Here is a 22167-nt window from a genome sequence, read left to right as displayed (position 1 = left end):
AGGGCGGCGGACTGGATCATTCCGGTCTGTTCCGCCGCCCGCTCCGGACCACCGGTACAAGAGCTCAGGACCAGGAAGGTGCGCCATGGTGAAGGCAGCCGACCGCGCGAAGCGCCCCGCGCGGACCAGCGTCTGGCTGGAGGGCAAGGCCCCCAGGAACGGCGCGGGCCGCAGGAGTGATCAGCCGACGGGCCTGGACCGTGACCGCATCACCGAGGCCACGGTCCGTCTCCTCGACGAGGAGGGCCTCGCCAAGTTCTCCATGCGGCGCCTGGCCGCCGAGCTGAACGTCACGGCGATGTCCGTGTACTGGTACGTCGACACCAAGGACGACCTGCTCGAACTGGCCCTGGACTCGGCCGCGGGCGAGATGAACCTGCCGGACCCGGAGTCCGTCGTCCCCGACCGGTGGCGCGAGTCCCTGCGGGAACTGGCCCAGGAATACCGGGCCTTGCTGGTCCGGCACGCCTGGGTGTCACCCCTGGTCGGCACCTTCCTGAACATCGGGCCGAACTGGATCAAGTTCGCCCTCGCGGTGCAGCAGGTGGTGCGCAGCACCGGTCTGCCGACGGAGAAGCAGACGGGTGCGATCGCCGCGGTCTTCCAGTTCGTGTACGGCTTCGGCACCGTGCAGGGCCACTACCTCGCGCGGTGCGCCGCGGCGGGGATGACTCCGGCGGAGTACTTCAAGGAGGCGATGGGCGCCGTCAGGTCCGATCCGGAGCTGGAGGAGACCCTGAACAGTGCCTCCGACATGATGGACGCGCGGGGCGGGAGCACGGTCGAGGAGATGTGGGAGCTGGACTTCTCGGTCGCCCTCGACCTGCTGATCGCGGGGATCGAGTCGAAGCTGTAGCGGGCCCCTGGGCCTATGACCGTGCCTTCGCGGCGGATGTCTCCCACCCACGTCTGCGCCGCGGAGAACCGCTACCCCTGCGGCAGCGAATCCCCTTGCACCGCCTGGATGTCCAGCTCCACCCGCAGGGTGGTTCCGATGGCGGAGATGCCCGCCTGGACGACCTGGTTGTAGTTCATCGCGAAGTCCTCGCGGCGCAGTTCGGCGGTGGCCCGGAAGGCCGCCCTCGTGCCGCCCCAGGGATCCGCGCCCGTACCGAGATAGCTGAGCTCCAGGTCGACGGGGCGTACGACACCGTGCATGGTCAGTTCGCCGTGCACCGTCCAGCGGTCGGAGCCCGCGGGCGTGAGACCGGTCGAGCGATAGGTGAGCTCGGGGTACTGGTCGACGTCCAGGAAGTCGGGGGACTTCAGGTGCCCGTCCCGCATGCCGTTGCCCGTGTCGATGGAGGAGGACTTGATGACCGCATCGACCCGGGACTTTTCGACGTCCTCGGAGATGTCGATCCGCCCGCCGAACTCCGTGAACCGGCCGTGCACGCTGGTGATCCCCAGGTGCTGCGCGGTAGCCCCCACGGTGGAATGCGCGGGGTCGATGGTCCACGGCCCCGGCGGCGGCAGCTCGGTGCCGCCCTGCCGGGCGAGGACGACGCTGCCGACCTCGGCGCGGCCGCTCGCGGTGACGAGCGCGGTCGAGGCCACGGGCGCGTAGCCGACCGCGGTGACAATCACCGTGTACGGTCCTGCCGACAGCGCCGTGGTGTCGCGCACCGTGCCCTCCTCGTCCGCCGCGGCCCGCAGCACCTGCGTACCCGTCATGTCGGTGAGGGTGACGACGGCGTGGGATACCGCCCAGCCGTCACGCGTCCGGATCCGCGCCGTAAGTCCCGATCCCATCCCGTTTATCTCCTTGCCGAGCCAAGCTTCAAAAAGAGTGCGGCCCCCGGCGGTGGTGACACGGCCGTCCCCTGCCGTGTGCGTCACCACCGATCCGGAGGCCCTTTCCACACCGGCCCGTACGCGCGCATCCGCTCGAGTGCGCGCGCACGGGCCGGGGTCAATTACTCGCCGGGGTGGGCGAGTTCGATGTCGTGGTCGACGACATTGCGGTCACCTTCTCCGGCGACGGTCAGGCCGGTCGCCACCGGCGGGTAGCCGGTCGCGATGACCGTGTACTCGCCGATGTCCAGGTCGGTGAAGGCGTACGCCCCGTCCGACCCCGTGGTGGCGGTGGCGACGACGTTGCCCGCCGCGTCCACCAGCGTGACCCGCGCGTCGTTCAGCGGTCCGCCCTTGGCCCGCACGGTGCCGAGCACCTGCGAACCGGCCTTCAGCTCGACCTCGACCCGGGTGACGCCGACCGCGCCGACCTCGACCGGCAGCGCCATCGGGCGGTGCCCCGCGGCGTTCACCGCGATGGTCACCTGTCCCGGCACCAGCTCGGCGAAGGTGAACTCGCCCTGGTCGGCGGTGAGTCCGGTGGCCAGGACATCGCCGCGTACGTCCGTCACGATGACCATCGCGCCCGCGACCGGCAGCTTGCCGTCGGAGGCCCGCACCACACCGGTGAGGCCGCTCGTGCCGCTCAGCAGGATGTCGTACGCGAGTGCCTCGTCGGCCACGACGATCGTCGAAGCCTGCGGCTGGAAGCCGTCGGCAGATGCGATCAGTACGTACGAGCCCGCGCCCGGGGCGTCCACGGCGTAGGACCCGTCGCCCTGCGCCACCGCACGCCCCAGCTGCCGTCCCCCGAGGGAGATCAGCGTGACCGCGGCCCGCGGCACCGGAGCGCTCTCCGCGCCCCGCACGAAGCCGCGCACCGGAGTGCCGCCGCCCGTGGTCTGCACCGGGGCGTCCCCGGCGGCGGACGAGGCGACCGCGGCGAGCTTCTCGGTGGCCGGAGACTCGGACGGCTCGGACGACTCGGACGGCTCGGACGACTCGTCGGCCTGGGCGAGGGCACCCGACGTACGCAGCGGGACCTCCTTGATGAAGAGCGTGATCAGGAAGGCGATGAGGGCCATCGGCGCGGCGATCAGGAAGACATCGGCGATGCCGTGCCCGTAGGCGCTCTCCATGACCGTACGGAACGGCGCGGGCAGGGCGTCCAGGTCGGGGATGCCACCGCCACCGGTGCCGCCGTGGCCCATGCCCGCAGCCTTCGGGCCGAGGTCTTCAAGCCCATCCTTCACGTAGTCGGTGATACGCGTGGACATCACGGCGCCGAGCGCCGAGACACCCATGGCACCACCGAGGGAACGGAAGAAGGTGACGACGGAGCTCGCGGAACCGAGGTCCTCGGGGGCGACCTGGTTCTGCGTGGCGAGCACCAGGTTCTGCATCATCATGCCGACGCCGAGGCCCATGATCGCCATGAAGATCGCGATGTGCCAGTACTCGGTGTCGTACCGCATCGTGCCGAGAAGGCCGAGCCCCGCGGTCAGAAGCACGCCACCCGCGACCAGCCAGGCCTTCCACTTGCCGGTCTTGGTGATGATCTGTCCTGAGACCGTCGAGGAGACGAAGAGGCCGCCGATCATCGGGATCGTCATGACGCCGGACATCGTCGGCGACTTGTCGCGCGCCAGCTGGAAGTACTGGCTGAAGAACACCGTGCCCGCGAACATCGCGACACCCACGAAGAGCGAGGCGAGCGAGGCCAGCGTGATGGTGCGGTTGCGGAAGAGCCGCAGCGGGATGATCGGCTCGCTCGCCTTGGACTCGACGAAGAGGAAGATCGCGCCGAGCACGACCGAACCGCCGACCATCGCGTACGTCTGCCAGGACAGCCAGTCGTACTTGTCACCGGCGAAGGTGACCCAGACCAGGAGCAGCGAGACGGCCGCGGAGATGAAGAAGGCGCCGGCCCAGTCGACCTTGACGTCCCGCTTCACGACGGGGAGCTTCAGGGTCTTCTGCAGGACGATCAGGGCGATGATCGCGAAGGGCACGCCGACGTAGAAGCACCAGCGCCAGCCGAGCCAGTCGGTGTCGGTGATGACACCGCCGAGCAGCGGACCACCGACGGTAGCGACGGCGAAGGTCGCGCCGAGGTAGCCGGAGTAACGCCCGCGCTCACGCGGGGAGATCATCGCGGCCATCACGATCTGCGCGAGGGCGGAGAGCCCGCCGACACCGATGCCCTGCACGACGCGGCAGGCGATGAGCATGCCCGCGTTCTGCGAGAGCCCGGCGACCACCGATCCCAGGACATAAATGATCAGGGCTATCTGTACGAGCGCCTTCTTACTGAAGAGGTCGGACAGCTTGCCCCACAGCGGGGTGGTCGCCGTCATCGCAAGGAGCGATGCGGTGACGACCCAGGTGTAGGCGGACTGGCCGCCGCCGAGGTCGCCGATGATTTCGGGCAGGGCGTTGGAGACGATCGTCGAGGACAGGATCGCGACGAACATGCCGAGCAGCAGGCCGGAAAGGGCCTCCATGATCTGGCGGTGCGTCATGGGGGCGCCGTCATCATGCGCCCCGTGCTTGGCGTGGCTGCCCCGCACACCGGATGGTGTGGTTGTTGCCATGGGCTTCCTCTTCGTTACGCGGGTGTACGGGTGGTCTCTTCAGAGGGGTGGGGGAGCCGGGCCGAAGCCGCACGGCAGTCCCCGAAGCTGTTGCGCAGCCGCGCGAGCAGCGTGCTGAGCTGGACGACCTCGTCGTCGGTCCAGTCATGCAAGTAATGGGTGAGTGTCCTGATGGACAGGTCGGACAGCTCATCGACCTTTGCCTTGCCCGCGGGGGTCAGGCGCAGGATCCGGGAGCGCTTGTCGGCAGGGTCGGGATCCCGGTGGATCCACTCCTTCTCCGCCACATGGGCCACGTGCCTGCTGGTCACGGACATGTCCACGGCGAGCAGTTCGGCGAGCCTGCTCATCCGCATCTCGCCGTGCCGGTCGAGCAGGACGAGTACGGCAGCGGTTCCGCCCGGGCAGTCGGCCGGCAGGCCACGTCCCAGGCCACGTTTCACGGCACCGATCGCGCTGAGCTGTCGGGCCAGCTCCTCGTACTGACGCTGCGCGGCCACGGCACCTCCCATGTGGTTGCTTAGGGCAACGATAGAGACAGTTGGTTGCCGCAGGCAAACTAAAACCGGACCAACGCCCTAAAGAGTCGGCAAAGGTCTGGGACCACCCTCGTAAAGTCCATGGTCAGAGGGGGGTTGGGCCGGGAGCGGAGGATTCGCTAGGGTCCTTCCCCATGGCACACAACCCCCAGGGTCCCCAGGGCAACCCCGACCCCGCCGGCAGCACGCAGATGTTCCGCGCCTTCGTGGACGAGGAGCCGCAGGGCAGCCGCCAGCAGCAGACGTCCGCGTCCTCGGGCCCGCGCATCGGCTTGATCATCGGAATCGTGGTGGCGATCGCGGTGGTGGCGGGCGTGGCGTGGCTGGCGCTCAAGTAGCGTCACCGCTTCAGCAGGGGCACGCGCCCCTGCCGGGGGCGCCCTTTAGGGGCGCGGGGAACTGCGCGAGCAACCACAAACAGCCCGCGCTACGAGAGCCGACCGCCCCTACTTCCACTCCACCGAGACGTCCTGAGTCTCGATGTGCATGCCCAACGGCACCCGCCACGGGTCCACGCAAACAGACCAGGTCTTCTCCACCCGCTTCCCCGCGCCGATAGGCGCAGGCAGCTTCTCGCTGGACTCAAGCGTCGCCCAGTCGACGCCAAGCGCCCCGATGACGTGCGTCTCAAAGGTGACCGTCCCTGAACGCACCGCGGATTCCCCGGTGTTGCGGAAGGCGACGGTCACCTTCTCGCACCACCGCTCATCGGCAGGCTTCAGCTCAGGTTCACCGACACTGAGCTTCGCGGGCCCGGCGGGGGGCGGCGCGCTGCTGCCGGGCGCGGACGGAGAATCCGAAGGACCCTCTGTACGACCGGAGTCGTCATCGCCACTGTCAGGGACCGAACCGCCGGGCGAGGCCGGAGCATCCGAACTCGCTCCGCCGTCAGACGACTTGCCGCCAGGTGAGTCACTACCAGGCGACGACTCACCGACAGGACCGCCACCTGAGGAGTCACTCCCCTCCGGTGCCCGGGAGGAGTCACCCTTGCCGCCGGGCGGCGCCTCACTGCCGTCCAGCGGGACCAGCTCCACGTCTCCGGTAGGCGCCACGCCAGGACCAGCCTTCGCAGGGTTCTCCGCCGCCGCCCCGGTGGCGACATAGCCGTCGCCGCCCCCGCTGCCGCAGGCAACAAGCCCACCGCTCAGGCTGCCGCCCAGACACAGCGCAGCCGCTACGTTCCGTACGCCACGTCGCATCGCGCCAGTGTGGCTGACGGTCCGTCACTTAGGAACCCCGTCAGCAACACCGGCCACCCCGTGGCGAATTGACCACCGGCGACGCAGCCGGCGACGCACCCGGCGACTCAGTCGGCGATCAGCCCTTCCCGAAGCTGAGAGAGAGTCCGGGTGAGCAGCCGGGACACATGCATCTGCGAGATGCCGACCTCCTCGCCGATCTGCGACTGCGTCATGTTCGCGAAGAAGCGCAGCATGATGATGCGGCGCTCGCGCGGCGGCAGCTTGGCGAGCAGCGGCTTGAGGGACTCGCGGTACTCGACGCCTTCCAGGGCGCTGTCCTCGTAGCCGAGGCGGTCCGCGAGGGAGCCCTCGCCGCCGTCGTCCTCGGGGGCGGGCGAGTCCAGCGAGGACGCCGTGTAGGCGTTCCCCACCGCGAGCCCGTCGACCACGTCCTCCTCGGACACCCCCAGCGCCTTGGCGAGCTCCGGCACCGTCGGGGAGCGGTCGAGCCGCTGGGCCAGCTCGTCGCTGGTCTTGGTCAGCGCGAGCCGCAGCTCCTGGAGGCGGCGCGGGACGCGCACCGACCAACTCGTGTCGCGGAAGAAGCGCTTGATCTCACCGACGACGGTCGGCATCGCGAACGTCGGGAATTCCACGCCGCGTTCGCAGTCGAAGCGGTCGATCGCCTTGATCAGACCGATCGTGCCGACCTGGACGATGTCCTCCATCGGTTCGTTGCGGCTGCGGAAGCGCGCCGCCGCGTACCGGACGAGAGGGAGGTTGAGCTCGATCAGCGTGTCACGCACATAGACGCGCTCCGGGCTGTCTTTGTCGAGTGCGGCGAGCCGCAGGAAAAGGGAGCGGGACAGGGTGCGGGTGTCGATGGCTCCAGAAGCCGTGGTCACGGCTTCGGCTGGAAGCGCGTCGGGCGCGATTTCGCTCTTCGTGAGCGTGAGCACCTTCGAGCTGCCCTGGTCTGCGGACATGCCACCCCCTTGAGGTCGCGGACGGTCACGGCGGACGCTCCCGTCGGAGGAACGCAGCCTCCACCTGAATACCGGACGTGGGGCTGCGGCAAACGCGGTTCCAGCAGAATGTCACATGTCGGCAACACGCTGTAGTTACATGTCGACAAAGAAGGGTGACATCACCGCAGGAGAGAGGGGGTGCGGGGGATTTGGACGCGAAGGAATGTCGAGAACCGCGCGAGGCGCGATCCACTCGATACGGTTACGCCTCGATCCGGTTTGCGGATCGTAGTCGCGCGAAGCTTCTGGCGAGGAGCCGAGACACATGCATCTGGGAAACGCCCAACTCTGCGCTGATCTGTGACTGTGTCAGATTGCTGTAGTAGCGGAGGAGCAGGATCCGCTGTTCGCGCTCGGGCAGTTGGACGAGGAGATGGCGGACGAGGTCGCGGTGTTCGACACCGTCGAGCGCCGGGTCCTCGTAGCCGAGCCGGTCGAGCAGACCGGGCGGGCCGTCGCCCTCCTGGGCCGCCTCCAACGACGTTGCGTGGTACGAGCGTCCGGCCTCGATGCAGGCCAGGACCTCCTCCTCGGTGATCCGAAGGCGTGCGGCGATCTCCCCGGTCGTGGGCGAGCGCCCGAAGGCCGTGGTGAGATCCTCGGTCGCCCCGGTCACCTGCACCCACAGCTCGTGAAGGCGGCGCGGGACGTGGATCGTTCGTACGTTGTCGCGGAAGTACCGCTTGATCTCGCCGACCACGGTGGGCATCGCGAAGGTCGGGAACTGCACGCCGCGCTCGGGGTCGAAGCGGTCGATGGCGTTGATCAGGCCGATCGTGCCGACCTGGACGACGTCCTCCATCGGCTCGTTGCGGCTGCGGAAGCGGGCCGCCGCGTACCGCACCAGCGGCAGATTCGCCTCGATGAGGGCGCCGCGCACCCGGCCGTGCTCGGGGCTGCCCTGTTCGAGTTCCTTGAGCTCGGCGAAGAGTACCTGCGTCAGGGCCCTGGTGTCGGCGCCGCGGGTGCTCGGCGTGCTCGGCGTGCTCGCTTGGGGCGTCACGGGTGGTGCTTCAGGCGCAGTACTGGCCGGCACGGTCAACGCCACCCCTTCTCGGTCAAGCCCAGTCGAGCTCAGTCACGATCAGCCGACCTCGGTCAACCTATCCGTCAAAGGCGGTCATAGCATCACAAGACATGTGCACTGTGCGCAAGCACCCGATAACTACGTGTTGAGGGGCAAGTTGGGGCTTAAGACGCAGAAAAGCCCCTCACCGTTCCGGTGAGGGGCTCTTTTGGCTGACGGCTCAGAATTCGTAGTCCGCGATCACCCACGTGGCGAACTCCCGCCACAGGGCGACGCCCGCCTGATGGGCCGGGTGCTCGATGTACCGCTTCAGCGCATCGGTGTCCTCGACCGCCGAGTTGATGGCGAAGTCGTACGCGATGGGCCGGTCGGTGATGTTCCAGTCGCACTCCCAGAACGTCAGCTCCGGGATCTGCTCGCCGAGCGCGCGGAAGGCCTTGACGCCCTCGACGACGCGCGGCTCGTCGCGCTGTACACCGTCGTTGAGCTTGAAGAGGACCAGATGGCGGATCATGCGGAACTCCTGGGAAGGCGGGGACGCGCCGCTCAGTCCTTGCCGCCGTTGGCGACCCACGTCATGAAGTCGCCGATGCTCTGAGCGGCACTCGAGACCGCCTCGAAGCCTATCTGTACGTAGTCAGCCGCCTTGGCGGGGTCGGTGATGATCACGTACAGGATGAAGACGACGACCGCGAAGAGCCCGACCTTTTTCCACTGCACCGCCACGCTCTTCGGCCTCCCCTTACGCGCGCCCCGTGTGACCTCTGTGACGGGCGAGAGTCTAACCCGGCGTGTCCTCACAGGGCTTTTAAGGACCAACGGCCCCATGGCACAGGCCCTTTGCCGGACTTCGCCCGGTATCGGGGGGAGCAGGATGGGTGATGTGCCCCAGCGGATCTGGCAGGAATCCGCGGGCACGGGACTGGCCCCACTGCGGGGTCACGCGCCGTCGGCTTCCCCCCGGATGACGGCGCTGACTTGAGGGTTCCAGTCCTCATCGGGGGGAGCGGCTTGTCCCCCCGATGCCGCTTCCCCCGGCCTGACTTTCACGACACGTTCATCACGAACATTCATCACGAACATTCATCACGAACGACGAAGGGCCCCGTCCACTGGACGGGGCCCTTCGTGTTGAGAGCGGTAGCGGAGGGATTTGAACCCTCGGTGAGTTTCCCCACACTCGCTTTCGAGGCGAGCTCCTTCGGCCGCTCGGACACGCTACCGAGAGGAACTCTAGCCCAAAGGTGCCCGTGGTCTGAAATCCGTTTGGCTCAGCGTGTGCGGAAGAAGCGGGTGAGAAGCCCCGCGGCCTCCTCCGCGAGGACCCCGTGGATCACCTCGGGCCGGTGGTTGAGCCGTCGATCGCGTACGACGTCCCAGAGCGAGCCCGCGGCGCCCGCCTTCTCGTCACGCGCTCCGTAGACGACCCGGTCGACGCGCGACTGCACGAGCGCGCCCGCGCACATGGTGCAGGGCTCCAGGGTCACGACGAGCGTGCAGCCGGTCAGCCGCCACTCGCCCAGCGTCTCGGCCGCCCGGCGGATGGCGAGCACCTCCGCGTGCGCCGTGGGGTCGCCGGTCGCCTCGCGTTCGTTGTGGCCCGCCGCGAGCACCGTCGTGCCGTCCGGGGACAGCACGACGGCGCCGACGGGCACGTCGCCACCCCGGACGGCCAGTTCGGCCTCGGCCAGGGCGAGCCGCATGGGCGCCCGCCAGCGGTCGCGTACGGGGTCGGGTGTCTGGTCGGTCTGGTCGGTCTGGTCGGTCACACCGGGAACCTAGCGGACGGTCTCCAGCACCTCCGCCGCCCCGAGGATCTCGGCGATCTCGCTGAGCGCGTCACCGGCCTCCAGAGCGAGCAGCTCCTTCTCCGGTACGCCGAGGTCGGTCAGGAGCTCCGTGTCGCCGAGCGGCCCCGCGGGCACGGCGTCGCCACCGGAGCCCTCGGCGTCGTCATCGTCGCCGTCGGATCCTGCGCCGGCCTCGGACGCGGCGGGTTCGCCGTCCTCCGTGCCGTCGAGGTCGAGGGCGTCCAGGTCGACCCCTGGATCGTCGGCGCCCGGCTCACGGCCGAGCATCTCGTCGGTGAGCAGGATCTCTCCGTACGAACTGCGGGCGGCCGCGGCCGCGTCCGAGACGTAAATACGAGGGTCCTCCTCACCGTCCACGCGGACGACGCCGAACCACGCGTCTTCCTGTTCGATGAAAACGAGCACCGTGTCGTCGTCGTATTCGGCCGTGGCTTCACGGGCCAGGTCGGCCAGATCCGCCAGGGTCTCCACATCGTCGAGCTCCGTGTCGCTCGCTTCCCACCCGTCTTCGGTGCGCGCGAGCAGTGCGGCGAAGTACACCGTGACTCTCCCACTGGTCATAGACAGTGCCGGTTGACGGTTTGGGTGTCCCCCCGGCGAGTTCGGGGAGCGGGGGAGTGCTGTTCAAGCCCCGCCCACTCGGAATCGTGGCAGAAACCACGGCCTGAGGAGAGGTCTTCCGCCCGCTGTGTCCGCGTCGCGTTTCGCGGACGGCTCCCCGTTGCCTGCCTGAGAGGTGGTCGCTACCAGCGGAACGTGCGCATACGCATCTGCTGACGCATCCGTGCCGCCCGGGCGCGGCGCGGCCTCACACGGTCCCGGAGTTCGCGCGCCTCGGCCAGTTCGTGGAGGAACTGGGCGCGGCGGCGCCGACGCTCCGCCTCGGTGTCGAGGTCGCTCTCATGGGCGCCGCGCGACGTCCCGTCGGCTGCGCGCTCCGGCTCTTGGTCCGCCATAGGCCACACCACCCCAGGTCGTACGTCCACTTTCCCCCGGATGGCGGGTTTGAAGCCACCGCGAGGCAGTCGGAGCGCGAGGGAGTCCGGGTGGCCCGGGGCGCGGTTACTGTTGAGGGCATGCGGATCCACGTCGTCGACCACCCGCTGGTGGCGCACAAACTCACCACGCTGCGCGACAAGCGCACCGACTCCCCGACCTTCCGGCGCCTCGCCGACGAGCTGGTCACCCTGCTCGCGTACGAGGCCACCAGGGACGTGCGCACCGAGCAGGTCGACATCGAGACCCCGGTCACGCCGACGACGGGCGTCAAGCTGTCCCACCCGCGCCCCCTGGTCGTGCCGATCCTGCGCGCGGGGCTCGGCATGCTGGACGGCATGGTGCGGCTGCTCCCGACCGCCGAGGTGGGCTTCCTCGGGATGATCCGCGACGAGGAGACGCTCCAGGCGTCGACGTACGCGACGCGGATGCCGGAGGACCTCTCCGGCCGCCAGGTCTATGTCCTGGACCCGATGCTGGCCACCGGCGGCACGCTCGTCGCGGCCATCCAGGAGCTGATCAAGCGCGGCGCGGACGATGTGACCGCCGTGGTGCTCCTCGCGGCGCCCGAGGGCGTCGAGGTCATGGAGCGCGAGCTCGCGGGCACGCCGGTGACGGTCGTGACGGCTTCGGTCGACGAGCGGCTCAACGAGAACGGGTACATCGTGCCGGGACTCGGTGACGCCGGGGACCGGATGTACGGGACCGCGGAGTAGCGCTCAGTAGTCGTAGCGCTCAGCAGTTCTTCTTGCCGCTGGACGCCGAGGGCGTCGGCTTGGGCTTGGCGAGTTCCGCCAGGGCCTTGTCGGCGTCCTCTTTCTTTGCCAAATCCTTGAACTGCGTACCCAGGATGAGGTCCACCTCGCCGCCCTTGCGGGCGTCCGTGCGCTGCTCGGTGCCGGCGAGCTGGGTGCCGAGTACGGGGATCGCGGTGTCCGTGGCGGTCTTGGCGCCGAGCAGTATCCCGGTGCCCTTGACCTTCTTGTCGTACGCCTTCGTCGCGTTGCCCACCTTGCCGATGGCGAAGCCGCGCTTCTTCAGCTCGGCCGCAGTGTTCTTGGCGAGGCCGCCGCGGGGCGTGGCGTTGAAGACGTTGACCTTGATCTGGCCCGGTTTGGGCAGTGGCTTCGGCGCGGGCGCTTTGGCCGAGGGTGCCGCCTTGGGGTCGCAGCCGGCTCGCGAGCCCGCGGCTGTGGCCTTGTCGCCGCCCGTGAAGACGTCGATGAGCTGCAGGGTTCCCCAGCCGACCAGGCCGACGGCGACGACGGACGCGATGACCGCGAGCACGATCCTGCGGGGGCCGCGGTTCCGGCGCATACGCGGATATTTGGCCCCCGTGATGCGGTACTTTCGGCCCATGCCGGGGGGAGTGAGCATGCTCATGGGCGCAGCGTAGTGCGGCAACGCCGTGATGCCTACTAGATGATCATTGGCTCGGGCGCAGTCCAACCCTAAAGGGCCAATACGCGGCGGGCCCCGGACGGAGGGACGGCACCGGTCTCAGCCCAGCTCGAGGACGCGGGCGTGCAGCACCTGGCGCTGCTGGAGCGCCGCGCGGACCGCGCGGTGCAGCCCGTCTTCGAGGTAGAGGTCGCCCTGCCACTTCACCACGTGCGCGAAGAGGTCGCCGTAGAACGTCGAGTCCTCCGCGAGGAGCGTCTCGAGGTCCAGCTGGCCCTTGGTCGTCACGAGCTGATCGAGGCGGACCGGGCGCGGTGCGACGTCCGCCCACTGCCGGGTGCTTTCCCGGCCGTGGTCGGGGTACGGCCGGCCGTTTCCGATGCGCTTGAAGATCACACGGAAAGCCTACCGGTCAAGGCTCTCCGGGCGCAGCCATGGAGACGGAGTGCGACGCTGGGAAATGACGCAGGAAAGCGGGGCAAACCGGGAACACTCAAGCCGGGAGCAGGGCCCGAAGTGAGCGACAGCCGGCGGATGCCGTCCATGACGGGGGTCACAAACCCCTCTAACGTGTCTTCGCCTGTCACGGGGGTGACGTCCGGAACTGAGTCTTCCGGTCCTCTGGGTTGTGCGTGGTGCGCCCAGCTGGGCAACCGGGTCCAGCACGCTGCGGGCGCTGATTGCGGGGCAATCGGGTGGGTGGGCGGGAGAGGCTTGTTCGTGCGGGCGGAGCCGCGGGGTGCCGGACCGCGTTACTTGCCGGAGGCCTTTGCCGCGGCCTTGAGCTGCTGCTTGTGGGTGCGGACCTTCTGGAGGGACTCCGGGCCCGTGATGTCCGCGACCGAGCGGTACGCGTCCGCCTCGCCGTAGGCGCCCGCCGCCTCCCGCCAGCCCTCAGGGCGTACACCCAACTGCTTGCCCAGCAGGGCCAGGAAGATCTGCGCCTTCTGCTTCCCGAAGCCGGGGAGTTCGTTCAGGCGCTTGAGGAGGTCCTTGCCGTTCGCGGCGCCCTCCCACACGGCGGTGGCGTCACCGTCGTAGTGATCCACCAGGTACTGGCACAGCTGCTGGATCCGCTTGGCCATCGACCCGGGATAGCGATGCACCGCAGGCTTGGCGGAGAGCAGCTCGGCGAACGCCTCGGGGTCGTACGCCGCGATCTCGTGCGCGTCCAGATCATCGGCACCGAGCCGCTGCGCGATCGTGTACGGGCCCGAGAACGCCCACTCCATGGGCACCTGCTGGTCGAGCAGCATGCCGACGAGCGCCGCCAGCGGACTGCGCCCGAGCAGCTCGTCCGCGTCCGGCTGCTGGGCAAGGTGAAGGGTCACGTCCATGAGTCGATGATCTCCCGCGGACAACGGCTCCGCACGCCCGGGTATCCGGGGCAATCCCCAGTGCGGGCCCAAGCGCTGCCCGCACCGCGCTACTCGATCTCGACCGGGCCGTCGCTCTTGCCGCCGCCGTCCGCGTCCTTGCGCTGAGCCGGCGCCCCCAAGTACCGCTTGAGGTCACCCGGTTCGCGCCCGCCCTGTCCGTCGGACGCCGGTGTGCCCAGGTTGTTCCGTACCGACTCCAGGATCGTCAGGCCCTGACCGACGAGTCCGGCCGCGATCTCGCCGAGCCCGTCCGCCCCGTTCAGTACGTTGACGTTGGCGCCGGAGAGGCCCGTCGCCGCCTCCTTCACGATCAGCGGCAGCTGGTCGATCAGCATGCGGTCGAGCGCGACACGGTCGTACGACGCCGCCGCCTCCGCCTGGATCTTCATCCGCTCGGCCTCGGCGAGGGCGAGCACCCGGATGCGCTCGGCGTCCGCCTCCGCGGGCTTGACCACCTCCGCGACCAGCTGCTGCTGGCGCAACTGGGCGGCCCGCTCGGCCAGTTCGGTCCGGGCGTCGAGCACCTCCTGCTGGGCGTGCGCCTCCGCGAGGGGGCCCGCCTGGGCGGCCTTGGCCTGGGCGCGCTCGACCTCGGCGGAGTACTCGGCCTGCACGATCGCGGTCTGCCGCGCGTACTCGGCCTGGTTCCGTGCCGCCTCCTGCTCGGCCTCGGCCGCGGCCTGCGTGGCCTTCGCCTGGGCGATCTGCGCCTGGCGCTGGATGGCGGCCTTGTGCGGGGCGGACATGGCGTCGATGTAGCCCGTGTCGCCGTCGTCGATGGACTGGATCTGCAGCGAGTCCACATGCAGGCCGATCTTCGCCATCTCGGACTTCGAGGTGTCAAGGACCTCGGTGGCCAGCTTCTGCCGCTCGGTGACGATCTCCTCGACCGTCATCGAGCCGATGATGGACCGGAGATGGCCCGCGAAGATGCGGCCGGTCAGGATGGACATCTGGTCCTGGTCGGAGAGGAAGCGCTGGCCCGCGTTGACGATGCTCTCCGTGTCGTTGCCGACCTTGAACGCGATGACGGCGCGCACGCTCAGCGCGATGCCCTGCCGGGTCACGCAGTTCTCGACGACCTCCGCCTCGCACATGGAGAGGGTCAGGAAGCGGGTCTTGCGGAAGACGGGCAGTACGAACTTGCCATGCCCTGTCACCACCCGGAACGGGGCACCCCCGAGACCTCGCCTGCCGCCCGAGATCAACATCGCCTGGTCAGGGGCGGGAACGCGGTAACCGAACATGGATCGACTCTCCTCAACCGGCGTCGCCGGCGCTGTCGCCGGTCAACGCGTCCAACGGGTCAGCCCACTTGATGACATCGACTTGGCGGCTCCCCCGTGACTGGATCACGAGCACGGCGGCGCCGTGCGGCAGCGGCTCGTCGGACCAGGCGAGAAACGTCTCGGAACCCCCGCGGATCCGCACCAGGACCTCGCCCGGACCCGCGGATCCGCGGGTCCCGATGACGAGTTCACCGGTACAGCCGATCACAGCCTCATCCGGCGCCACCACTTCGCGGCCGCCTCCCCCGTGTCATGCAGGCTCTGTCCGTCCCGACTTTACGCGCCCGGCATGCCGACGGCCCATGTGCTTGCATACGTCGATGAGTCGAGCCCCGGTAGTTCGTGTCCGTCCCCGCCGCGTCTCTGACCTCGACGCCTGCGTACGGGCGCTTGCCCAGGTGCACGCGCTCGACGGCTACCCGACCGACTGGCCGGAGCGGCCCGCCGACTGGCTGGCCACGGCCGCGCCCGTCGGGGCCTGGGTCGCCGAGCTCGACGGGCAGGTCGTCGGGCACATCGTGCTCTGCCCCGGCGCGCCGGACGACGTGGCGCCCGCGCTGTGGAGCGAGGGCAGGGAGGCGACTGCCGTGGTCAGTCGGCTCTTCGTCGCGCCGGAGGCCCGTGGGTACGGGATCGGGGCGCGGCTCCTTGAGCGGGTGGTGGCGGAGGCCGGGGAGCTGGGGCTCCACCCGGTTCTGGACGTCGTCGCGTCCGACACCTCGGCGACCGCGCTCTACGAACGTACGGGCTGGCGCTTTCTCGGTACGGGTGAGCAGCACTGGGGCCCGCGGCGGACCGTCACGGTGCGGTGTTACGCGGCGCCGCCTTCCGTACCGGCCGACTCGCCCGGGGCCAACTGAGCGACCGCGTCCCGCAGCGCGTCGACAAGACCCCGCAGGGCGGGACTGTCCGGTGCTCCGCCGCGCACCGCCGCGTAGATCGAACGGACCGGCACCGGGTTGTGGACGGGGCGTACGACCACGCCGGAGTGGTGGGCGTCCAGGCCGAGTTGCGGGACGAGGCTGACGCCGAGACCGGCGGCGACGAAGCCCTGCGCCGTGGCGTAATCGCCGCTCTCCACCACGAAGTCCGGGCTGTAGCCGGCGGCGCCGCAGGCTTCGAGAATCGGGTCGAGGCAGGGGCCCGGCGACTCGCTGGCGACCCACGGCTCATCGGCGAGGTCCGTCAGTTCGAGCAGCGGCTCGGCGGCCAGGCGGTGCCCCGCGGGCAGCACCGCGTGGTACCGGTCGTCCAGGAGATGGATGAACCGCACGCCGTCCACGTCGAGTTGGCCGCCGGGACGGACCACGAGCGCGATGTCGGCCTGCCGGTTCCGCACATCCGGCATCGGGTCGTCCGGGTCGGACAGCTTCAACTCGACCTTCACCCAGGGCTGTTCGCGCCGCAGCGCGGCGATCGCGGGCGCCACAAGGGCCGTGCCCGCCGTGGTGAAGTACCGCATCGAGACCCGCCCCGTCCGCCCGGCCCGCAGCTCGCCGATGGCGGTCTCCGCCTCGGCGACATGCTTGCCGATGGCGACCGCGTACTCGGTGAGCAGCCGCCCCGCGTCCGTCGGCCGCACCCCGCGTCCTGTCCGCTCCAGGCGGGCGATGCCCGCCTCCTTCTCCAGGGCGGCCATCTTAATCCTGCACCGGAACGATTTCGCACAACTAACGAGGCCGGTGCCCCGGTGCTGGATAAGGTCAGCACCCGAAATCGTCCGCCCCGGCGGCAACCGCACACACTACCTCGCGACACACGCCTCCACCGGCGGCGAATTCGGCCTCTACAAGGTGGACATGGGCCCCAAGTCCCCTGGCCCGAAAACCCACTTCCACAAGTCGCTCTCCTCTATGTGCCGGTCGGCGGACTGCACGCCTTCAAGAACGACAGCGACGACCCCGCCTCCATGATCATGCTCTCCTCGCCGGGCGCGCCGCGCGAGGAGTACTTCGAGAAGGTGGCGGAGATGGCGCAGAAGGGCGGAAAGGAGTTCGGCGAATTCCTCGTCAAGCACGACAGCTTTTTCGTCTAGCAATCGGAGCTGTCCTGCTCGGCCCGGGTGCGGCCCCGCGAATTGCGGGTCCCGCCGGCCGGCGGGATGCTGGAGAGGTCAGCTCTGCGGCTGACGGGGGGCGCCAGGACGCCGGCGTACGAGCCCGGGAGGGGCAGCGGTCCGCGTATCGGCGTATCGGCAAGGAGCGACCGTCATGGACGGCACCACCCTCGACGACATGAGAAGCGCCCTGCGCGGCCCGGTGATCGGCCCGCAGGATCCCGCGTACGACGACGCCCGCAAGATCTACAACGCGATGATCGACAGGTATCCGGCCGCCATCGTGCGCTGCTCGGACGCGGCGGACGTGATGGCCGCCGTCGACTTCATCCGCGACCAGGACCTGGAGCTCGCCGTCCGGGGCGGCGGCCACAGCGGAGCGGGGCTCTGCGAGGTCGACGACGCCGTCACCATTGACCTGTCGCCCATGCGCTGGGCCCGCGTCGACCCCGTGGCGCGGACAGCCCGCGTCGGCGGCGGCACTCAGCTGGGCGACCTCGACCACGCGGCGCACACCTTCGGCCTCGCCATCCCCGCCGGAATCATGTCGACGACGGGCGTCGGCGGCCTCACCCTCGGCGGCGGCCACGGCCACCTCACCCGCAAGTACGGCCTGACGATCGACAGCCTCATCGCCGCGGACGTCGTGCTGGCCGACGGCAGCTTCGTCGTCGCGAGCGAGTCGCAGCACCCCGACCTGTTCTGGGCCCTGCGCGGCGGCGGCGGGAACTTCGGCATCGTCACGTCGTTCCGCTTCCGGCTGCACCCGGTGGGCGACGTGGTCGTGGCGGTCACCCTCTGGCCGGCCGACCAGACCCGCGATGTGCTGCGCTGGTACCGGGAGTTCCTGCCCCAGGCACCCGAGGACCTGAACGGCTTCTTCGCGGCGCTCGTCGTCCCGCCGGGCCCGCCGTTCCCGGAGGAGATCCACGGCCACAAGATGTGCGGCATCGTGTGGTGCTGGCTTGGCGACCCGGACGACGCCGACGCGGCCCTCGCCGCCGTGCACGAACCGGGCAAGCCGATCTTCCACTTCACGGCACCGATGCCGTACCCGGCGCTGCAGAGCATGTTCGACGAGCTGATCCCCACCGGCCTGCAGTGGTACTGGCGCGGCGACTTCTTCGACCGGATCACCGACGACGCCGTCGACGTGCACGCCAAGTACGCCGAGAACCTCCCCACCGACCTGTCGACCATGCACCTCTATCCCGTCGACGGGGCCGCCGGCCGCGTCGACCCGGAGGACACCGCGTGGTCGTACCGCGACGCGGTCTGGTCCGGAATCATCGGCGGCGTCGACCCCGACCCGGCGAACGCGGAGACGGTCAGGCAGTGGTGCGTCGACTACTGGGAAGAGCTGCACCCGCACTCGATGGGCGGCTCCTACGTGAACTTCATCGGCGACGGCGAGGGCCAGGACCGCGTGAAGGCCACCTACCGCGACCACTACGCCCGCCTCACGGGCATCAAGAACGCCTACGACCCGGCCAACCTGTTCCACGCCAACCAGAACATCGAGCCGGACCGGTGACCTGGGGGTTCTGAGGCGTACGGGAGCGTCCTGACCTGCTCACCGCGGGGTCGGCGTCCGCGCCACTCAGGGCAGTCGGCCGTAGCTGACCAACCACGTCGTGCGAGTGGCCCGTCGGCAGGCGTTGAGGACCTCTGCGCCCGGCGGCGAGCGAGGCGTTGCCCCGTAGCGCGATGAGCCGCCGGCCCGGCACGCCGGAGCGCACCGGGCGAGTGACGCTCCGTCAGACCATTCCGTGCACCGCGTGTGATGCCGGTTCACGGTCAGCGCGTTGCTCGCTGGCCACTGCGAGGATGACGTCCCGCAACCGCTCGAGATACAGCCGCATGTTCTTGTAGGCGGCGTCGGTTTCGGGGTAGCGACAGGCGAACCACAGGCCTTCTTGGAGTCGGTTGAGCCAGACGCACACCTGGTCGCCGTAGGACACCCTGACGAGTCCGTAAGCCGTCAGCTCGTCCCAGCGCTCCGACCCGGGGATGCCTCGCGCGTCGACGTACGAGACGATCGAGTACAGGTCGGGCGAGGTCGGGCGGAAGTCCGAGCCGAGCAGGCGCAGCACTCGGGCGAGGGGCATACGTGCCAGCGACCTGTTGGCCCGCAGCTCGGCACGCACGGCTGTCAGGGCAGAGGGGAAATCGGGTGCCTGGTCCATGGGGATCTCGATCGGCGCGCCACCGACGTACCAGCCCACGGAGTCGCACCACGCCGACTTCACCCGGGTGTGGAACGGCATGACGGCGCGGTAGACGGGCTGTCCGCCGATCTCGTGGACGATGAGGCTGGTGGCGGCCAGGATGCCGACGAGGCTGCCACCGAAGGGTCGGCAGTACGCCTCGAACTCCGCGGCGGTGTCCGCGTCGACGAGCATCTCGCGCATGAGCTTCTGCGTGGGCAGGGTCCCGCCGGGCTTCAGACCGAGTTCGACGGGGAAGTTGGGCAGCTTCCCGTCGCACCGCCGGATGAACTCCCGCCAGCGGGCGACGATCGCGTGAGTGTCGTCGATCCGGTCCGCTTCCGCCCGCTCGATCTCGCAGAAGTCGACGTAACTGCCGACGGGCGGCTCCTCCACGGGGCGGCCCTCGACGGCTGCCGCGTAGAGCTCGTGGATATCGGCGGGGAGGCGTTGGATGGAGTAGGCATCGACGTTGCTGTGGTCGAAGGCCATGTACACGCTGGCGCCGTCGTCCCTGATGACCGCCGTGTAGAGGAAGTTGGGCCAGCGCAGCGCGTTCGCGGCGCCGTCGAAACGGTCCTGCAGGTGCTGGACGAGCTGCGCCGCGTCGGGGAAGTCGCCGACCACCTCGCGGTGGAGTGACACGGCCTCGGTGTCGAGCGTGAACCGGCGCATCTCGTCGCCGTCCCAGCGGAAGCCGCTGCGCAGCGTCTCGTGCCGGAGCGTCCAGCTGCGCAGCGCGTCCTGCAGTGCGTCGAGGTCGACCCTGCCCGGGATGTCGAATGCCGTACCGAGCCAGGTCGGCACGAACAGGCCGTCCTCCTGCACGGATCGGGCGGTCCTGATGTGCGACTCCTGGACGTACGCCGGCGGCCGGGGGTCCTCCGGAAGGCCCGCCGCCGCCGTGACGGTCGCCGGACTGAGTGCCCACTCGACAAGCCGTCCGGGCCGGACCTCACAACGCTGGATGTCGGTCATTCGCACGGGCGTCTCCGTTCGCAGTTGGAGCCCTGATCGGGTGGACCCGATCAAGGGAATGCCGTGACTGCGAACAGAGTCTCCTGGAACATGATGCTTTCCCACCTTTGAGTGGATTAAGTGATCGGCGGGTGTGAGCCAATTGGTTGAGGGCGCGGAGTTCCTTCTAGTCCGAATGGAACTCGTTGAACCCGGAGTTGAGGCACTCGGGGAGTGCCCCTATGAGTCTGGTCAAGCTGATGGGGCGGGTTGCGGGGTACGCGCCGGGATGGTTGTTCGCCGCGGATCGATGGGCCCGAACTGCGGGTCGCTGGGGCGAGTACGGCGTAGGCAGCGAGGTGGGACGGCGGACGGGAACAACTGCCGTGGCGTGGTGTTCGCCCTTGCCCACGTCCAGCCCGAGGAAGGCGCCGATGTCGCTGACGTCGATCACGTGCGTCCTCCGGTCGTCCCCACCCGGCCGTCCCACGGCACCGATCGCCACATCCACATGACGAAGTTATGCACCCAAGTCCGCGCTTGGACACGGGACATCCGGCAGCATGGAATCCCCCGGATAACTACTGCTAGTGTTCGCCCGGTCACGGAAGGCAATCAGCCTCAACGTACAGGCAATGAAGGACCGAGGTTCCATGGGTAAGTTTCAGCAGGCAGCCATGATCGCAGCGGTAGCGGCCGGCGGTCTGTCCGCCATCGGCGCCGCCGCCGGCACCGCCTACGCCGACGGCAATGCGAATGCGTCCGACCTCTACCGCCCCTACCAGGAGTGCAGTCCGCAGACGGGGGGCGAGGCCAACGTCCCGCTCGCAGTGCTCGGTCTCGCCGAGACCTTCGACACCACCTGCGGCCAGTACAACAACGCCTTCACCACTCGGCACTCTGACTACTGAGGTCGGCGGCGTAATCGTGCACGACGCTCTGCGCGAGCGGGGTCACCCCTGAAGGGGTGCGTCGCACGGCGGACGTCGCGGAAGTCGCCCTCGGCAGCATCGCGTTCCTCGGCGCCGGTACCGCCCGCACTGACGGAGGTACAGGCGGCGACTATCGGCTCGGCGCGAATCGGACCCGAACGTCCCGGACATGGGTCGGACGCCGGAGCCCGCCCCTCCGATATCCCCAGCGCCCGGCGCGGCCGGTTCGCCGCGCGGGGCGCCCGGGGTACCCCCCACAAAGGAAACGCATCAATGTTCAGCACGAAGCAGATCGCGGCCGCCTCGGGGCTTCTTGGCAGCCTCGTCGTGACCTTTGCCGGCGGCGCCCAGGCGTCTGCCGCGGGCGCCTGCCCTGTCGACAGGCAGGGCAACACCACCTGCGTCCAACGGACCATCGTGACGCCGGACGGTGAACGGTTCGTCGTCCGCCAGGACAAGTGCACGCCGGTGCAGCCCTTGACGTTGCCCGTCGTCGGCCTTCTGAGCGGTGGGCAGACGCGGCTCGGGCCCGAGGTGACCTGCAACCCCAACTCGCCCAACACGACGGAGGCACCCGTCAACCCGGCACCCGACAACAACGACGACATTCCGGCGGGACTGGTGCGCCTGCTGGGCTGAGCCCGGGGCGGATCCTTCCGGAACCTTCAGGCACCTTCCTCACCTTTCAAGCAGCGGATGGCCGGACCGGGGTAACCGGGGCCGGTCATTCGCTGCTTCCGCGTCCGCGCGTCGGCGGGCAAACGGGTGACTGCCCCTCACCTCCCGTGACTCGACCCCGAGGCAGCGTCGTTTCAAGGGAGAGCGGTGCGCCCACGACCGGCAGCCTTACCAGCCGCCTCACCCCCCCTTCGAGTCCGCGGCCGGGCGGACGGAGGGGTGCCTCGCAATAGCCCGACACGCACACAAAAGGACCCGAGATCCCAAATGGCTACGATGCGTGTGTATATGCTCA

General features: G+C 69.2%; 25 protein-coding genes, 1 tRNA gene and 1 pseudogene. 8 read left to right on the top strand and 19 right to left on the bottom strand.

Annotated features, from left to right (window positions below; translation table 11 throughout):
* Window positions 1-85 precede the first annotated feature (85 nt).
* Window positions 86-856, top strand: a complete 771-nt coding sequence (locus AB0O76_RS30015) for a TetR/AcrR family transcriptional regulator (protein ID WP_365497284.1) — start codon at window positions 86-88, stop codon at window positions 854-856.
* Between the two features lie 71 nt (window positions 857-927).
* Here the strand turns inward: AB0O76_RS30015 and AB0O76_RS30010 are convergent, their stop codons facing one another.
* From AB0O76_RS30010 to AB0O76_RS30000, 3 genes are all read right to left on the bottom strand, one after another.
* The gene (locus AB0O76_RS30010; protein WP_365497282.1) at window positions 928-1752 is read right to left on the bottom strand and encodes a YceI family protein; all 825 of its coding nucleotides are present in this window, start codon (window positions 1750-1752) and stop codon (window positions 928-930) included.
* A gap of 164 nt (window positions 1753-1916) precedes the next feature.
* Window positions 1917-4388, bottom strand: a complete 2472-nt coding sequence (locus AB0O76_RS30005; RefSeq protein ID WP_365497280.1) for an MFS transporter — start codon at window positions 4386-4388, stop codon at window positions 1917-1919.
* Window positions 4389-4402: 14 nt separating this feature from the next.
* Window positions 4403-4888 carry a MarR family transcriptional regulator gene (locus tag AB0O76_RS30000; RefSeq protein ID WP_365497279.1) on the bottom strand — a complete coding sequence of 162 codons (486 nt, stop codon included), beginning with the start codon at window positions 4886-4888 and terminating at the stop codon, window positions 4403-4405.
* 173 nt (window positions 4889-5061) lie between these two features.
* Here AB0O76_RS30000 and AB0O76_RS29995 point away from each other — a divergent pair, with 173 nt between their 5' ends.
* Window positions 5062-5265, top strand: a complete 204-nt coding sequence (locus AB0O76_RS29995) for a hypothetical protein (protein ID WP_365497277.1) — start codon at window positions 5062-5064, stop codon at window positions 5263-5265.
* A gap of 108 nt (window positions 5266-5373) precedes the next feature.
* Here the strand turns inward: AB0O76_RS29995 and AB0O76_RS29990 are convergent, their stop codons facing one another.
* The 9 genes from AB0O76_RS29990 to AB0O76_RS29950 all read right to left on the bottom strand — a co-directional run bounded on the left by AB0O76_RS29990 (window position 5374) and on the right by AB0O76_RS29950 (window position 10933).
* Window positions 5374-5616: a hypothetical protein gene (locus tag AB0O76_RS29990; protein WP_365497275.1), complete on the bottom strand. Its 243-nt coding sequence runs from the start codon at window positions 5614-5616 to the stop codon at window positions 5374-5376.
* Between the two features lie 620 nt (window positions 5617-6236).
* Window positions 6237-7097: an RNA polymerase sigma factor SigF gene (locus tag AB0O76_RS29985; RefSeq protein WP_365497273.1), complete on the bottom strand. Its 861-nt coding sequence runs from the start codon at window positions 7095-7097 to the stop codon at window positions 6237-6239.
* 244 nt (window positions 7098-7341) lie between these two features.
* Window positions 7342-8187: an RNA polymerase sigma factor SigF gene (locus AB0O76_RS29980; protein ID WP_365497271.1), complete on the bottom strand. Its 846-nt coding sequence runs from the start codon at window positions 8185-8187 to the stop codon at window positions 7342-7344.
* A 199-nt stretch (window positions 8188-8386) separates the two neighbouring features.
* Entirely contained in the window at window positions 8387-8680 is a 294-nt protein-coding gene (locus AB0O76_RS29975) for a Dabb family protein (protein ID WP_266864697.1), read from the bottom strand.
* Between the two features lie 32 nt (window positions 8681-8712).
* Complete coding sequence (locus AB0O76_RS29970) at window positions 8713-8892, bottom strand: hypothetical protein (protein ID WP_135331551.1); 180 nt, start codon at window positions 8890-8892, stop codon at window positions 8713-8715.
* 412 nt (window positions 8893-9304) lie between these two features.
* A tRNA-Ser gene (locus tag AB0O76_RS29965) sits at window positions 9305-9389 on the bottom strand.
* 48 nt (window positions 9390-9437) lie between these two features.
* A complete protein-coding gene (gene tadA, locus AB0O76_RS29960; RefSeq protein ID WP_360777459.1) occupies window positions 9438-9869 on the bottom strand; it encodes a tRNA adenosine(34) deaminase TadA in 432 nt (143 codons plus the stop codon).
* 75 nt (window positions 9870-9944) lie between these two features.
* A complete protein-coding gene (locus tag AB0O76_RS29955; RefSeq protein ID WP_365497269.1) occupies window positions 9945-10517 on the bottom strand; it encodes a hypothetical protein in 573 nt (190 codons plus the stop codon).
* 203 nt (window positions 10518-10720) lie between these two features.
* Complete coding sequence (locus AB0O76_RS29950) at window positions 10721-10933, bottom strand: hypothetical protein (RefSeq protein WP_365497267.1); 213 nt, start codon at window positions 10931-10933, stop codon at window positions 10721-10723.
* A 120-nt stretch (window positions 10934-11053) separates the two neighbouring features.
* On the opposite strand from AB0O76_RS29950, the gene upp reads away from it, so the two are divergent.
* A complete protein-coding gene (upp, locus tag AB0O76_RS29945) occupies window positions 11054-11689 on the top strand; it encodes a uracil phosphoribosyltransferase (RefSeq protein WP_160505979.1) in 636 nt (211 codons plus the stop codon).
* Window positions 11690-11708: 19 nt separating this feature from the next.
* Here upp and AB0O76_RS29940 read toward each other — a convergent pair whose 3' ends face one another.
* The 5 genes from AB0O76_RS29940 to AB0O76_RS29920 form a co-directional block, all read right to left on the bottom strand.
* Entirely contained in the window at window positions 11709-12356 is a 648-nt protein-coding gene (locus AB0O76_RS29940) for a LytR C-terminal domain-containing protein (protein WP_365497265.1), read from the bottom strand.
* 117 nt (window positions 12357-12473) lie between these two features.
* A complete protein-coding gene (locus AB0O76_RS29935; protein WP_003955420.1) occupies window positions 12474-12770 on the bottom strand; it encodes a type II toxin-antitoxin system VapB family antitoxin in 297 nt (98 codons plus the stop codon).
* Window positions 12771-13126: 356 nt separating this feature from the next.
* Window positions 13127-13711, bottom strand: coding sequence for an HhH-GPD-type base excision DNA repair protein (locus AB0O76_RS29930; protein WP_365497262.1), 585 nt, complete (start codon window positions 13709-13711; stop codon window positions 13127-13129).
* A gap of 89 nt (window positions 13712-13800) precedes the next feature.
* The gene (locus AB0O76_RS29925) at window positions 13801-15000 is read right to left on the bottom strand and encodes an SPFH domain-containing protein (protein WP_365497260.1); all 1200 of its coding nucleotides are present in this window, start codon (window positions 14998-15000) and stop codon (window positions 13801-13803) included.
* 13 nt (window positions 15001-15013) lie between these two features.
* Window positions 15014-15268, bottom strand: coding sequence for a hypothetical protein (locus tag AB0O76_RS29920; RefSeq protein ID WP_365497428.1), 255 nt, complete (start codon window positions 15266-15268; stop codon window positions 15014-15016).
* A gap of 94 nt (window positions 15269-15362) precedes the next feature.
* Between AB0O76_RS29920 and AB0O76_RS29915 the strand changes: the two genes are divergently transcribed.
* Window positions 15363-15902 carry a GNAT family N-acetyltransferase gene (locus AB0O76_RS29915; protein ID WP_365497258.1) on the top strand — a complete coding sequence of 180 codons (540 nt, stop codon included), beginning with the start codon at window positions 15363-15365 and terminating at the stop codon, window positions 15900-15902.
* Here the strand turns inward: AB0O76_RS29915 and AB0O76_RS29910 are convergent.
* The gene (locus AB0O76_RS29910; RefSeq protein ID WP_365497256.1) at window positions 15854-16681 is read right to left on the bottom strand and encodes a LysR family transcriptional regulator; all 828 of its coding nucleotides are present in this window, start codon (window positions 16679-16681) and stop codon (window positions 15854-15856) included. The genes AB0O76_RS29915 and AB0O76_RS29910 overlap by 49 nt on opposite strands.
* A gap of 43 nt (window positions 16682-16724) precedes the next feature.
* Here AB0O76_RS29910 and AB0O76_RS29905 point away from each other — a divergent pair.
* A pseudogene (locus tag AB0O76_RS29905) lies at window positions 16725-17077 on the top strand (hypothetical protein).
* Between the two features lie 175 nt (window positions 17078-17252).
* On the top strand, window positions 17253-18632 hold the full coding sequence (locus tag AB0O76_RS29900; protein ID WP_365497254.1) for an FAD-binding oxidoreductase: 1380 nt from the start codon (window positions 17253-17255) through the stop codon (window positions 18630-18632).
* A gap of 223 nt (window positions 18633-18855) precedes the next feature.
* Here AB0O76_RS29900 and AB0O76_RS29895 read toward each other — a convergent pair whose 3' ends face one another.
* Entirely contained in the window at window positions 18856-20289 is a 1434-nt protein-coding gene (locus AB0O76_RS29895) for a condensation domain-containing protein (protein ID WP_365497252.1), read from the bottom strand.
* A gap of 626 nt (window positions 20290-20915) precedes the next feature.
* On the opposite strand from AB0O76_RS29895, the gene AB0O76_RS29890 reads away from it, so the two are divergent.
* Both AB0O76_RS29890 and AB0O76_RS29885 read left to right on the top strand, forming a co-directional pair.
* Complete coding sequence (locus AB0O76_RS29890) at window positions 20916-21173, top strand: hypothetical protein (protein WP_365497250.1); 258 nt, start codon at window positions 20916-20918, stop codon at window positions 21171-21173.
* Between the two features lie 294 nt (window positions 21174-21467).
* The gene (locus tag AB0O76_RS29885; RefSeq protein ID WP_365497248.1) at window positions 21468-21833 is read left to right on the top strand and encodes a hypothetical protein; all 366 of its coding nucleotides are present in this window, start codon (window positions 21468-21470) and stop codon (window positions 21831-21833) included.
* Window positions 21834-22167 lie beyond the last annotated feature (334 nt).

The sequence above is a fragment of the Streptomyces sp. NPDC086554 genome, from assembly GCF_040686095.1.
GTDB lineage: Bacteria > Actinomycetota > Actinomycetes > Streptomycetales > Streptomycetaceae > Streptomyces.
Note: the sequence above shows the minus strand (reverse complement) of the source record. Positions and strands in the feature narration are given on the sequence as shown.

Coding starts and splice junctions, on each gene's coding strand:
- AB0O76_RS30015 (WP_365497284.1), top strand. CDS start 86: ATGGTGAAGGCAGCCGACCGCGCGAAGCGCCCCGCGCGGACCAGCGTC.
- AB0O76_RS30010 (WP_365497282.1), bottom strand. CDS start 1,752: ATGGGATCGGGACTTACGGCGCGGATCCGGACGCGTGACGGCTGGGCG.
- AB0O76_RS30005 (WP_365497280.1), bottom strand. CDS start 4,388: ATGGCAACAACCACACCATCCGGTGTGCGGGGCAGCCACGCCAAGCAC.
- AB0O76_RS29995 (WP_365497277.1), top strand. CDS start 5,062: ATGGCACACAACCCCCAGGGTCCCCAGGGCAACCCCGACCCCGCCGGC.
- AB0O76_RS29985 (WP_365497273.1), bottom strand. CDS start 7,097: ATGTCCGCAGACCAGGGCAGCTCGAAGGTGCTCACGCTCACGAAGAGC.
- AB0O76_RS29975 (WP_266864697.1), bottom strand. CDS start 8,680: ATGATCCGCCATCTGGTCCTCTTCAAGCTCAACGACGGTGTACAGCGC.
- tadA (WP_360777459.1), bottom strand. CDS start 9,869: ATGCGGCTCGCCCTGGCCGAGGCCGAACTGGCCGTCCGGGGTGGCGAC.
- AB0O76_RS29950 (WP_365497267.1), bottom strand. CDS start 10,933: ATGGCGGACCAAGAGCCGGAGCGCGCAGCCGACGGGACGTCGCGCGGC.
- upp (WP_160505979.1), top strand. CDS start 11,054: ATGCGGATCCACGTCGTCGACCACCCGCTGGTGGCGCACAAACTCACC.
- AB0O76_RS29940 (WP_365497265.1), bottom strand. CDS start 12,356: ATGAGCATGCTCACTCCCCCCGGCATGGGCCGAAAGTACCGCATCACG.
- AB0O76_RS29930 (WP_365497262.1), bottom strand. CDS start 13,711: ATGGACGTGACCCTTCACCTTGCCCAGCAGCCGGACGCGGACGAGCTG.
- AB0O76_RS29925 (WP_365497260.1), bottom strand. CDS start 15,000: ATGTTCGGTTACCGCGTTCCCGCCCCTGACCAGGCGATGTTGATCTCG.
- AB0O76_RS29915 (WP_365497258.1), top strand. CDS start 15,363: ATGAGTCGAGCCCCGGTAGTTCGTGTCCGTCCCCGCCGCGTCTCTGAC.
- AB0O76_RS29910 (WP_365497256.1), bottom strand. CDS start 16,681: ATGGCCGCCCTGGAGAAGGAGGCGGGCATCGCCCGCCTGGAGCGGACA.
- AB0O76_RS29900 (WP_365497254.1), top strand. CDS start 17,253: ATGGACGGCACCACCCTCGACGACATGAGAAGCGCCCTGCGCGGCCCG.
- AB0O76_RS29890 (WP_365497250.1), top strand. CDS start 20,916: ATGGGTAAGTTTCAGCAGGCAGCCATGATCGCAGCGGTAGCGGCCGGC.
- AB0O76_RS29885 (WP_365497248.1), top strand. CDS start 21,468: ATGTTCAGCACGAAGCAGATCGCGGCCGCCTCGGGGCTTCTTGGCAGC.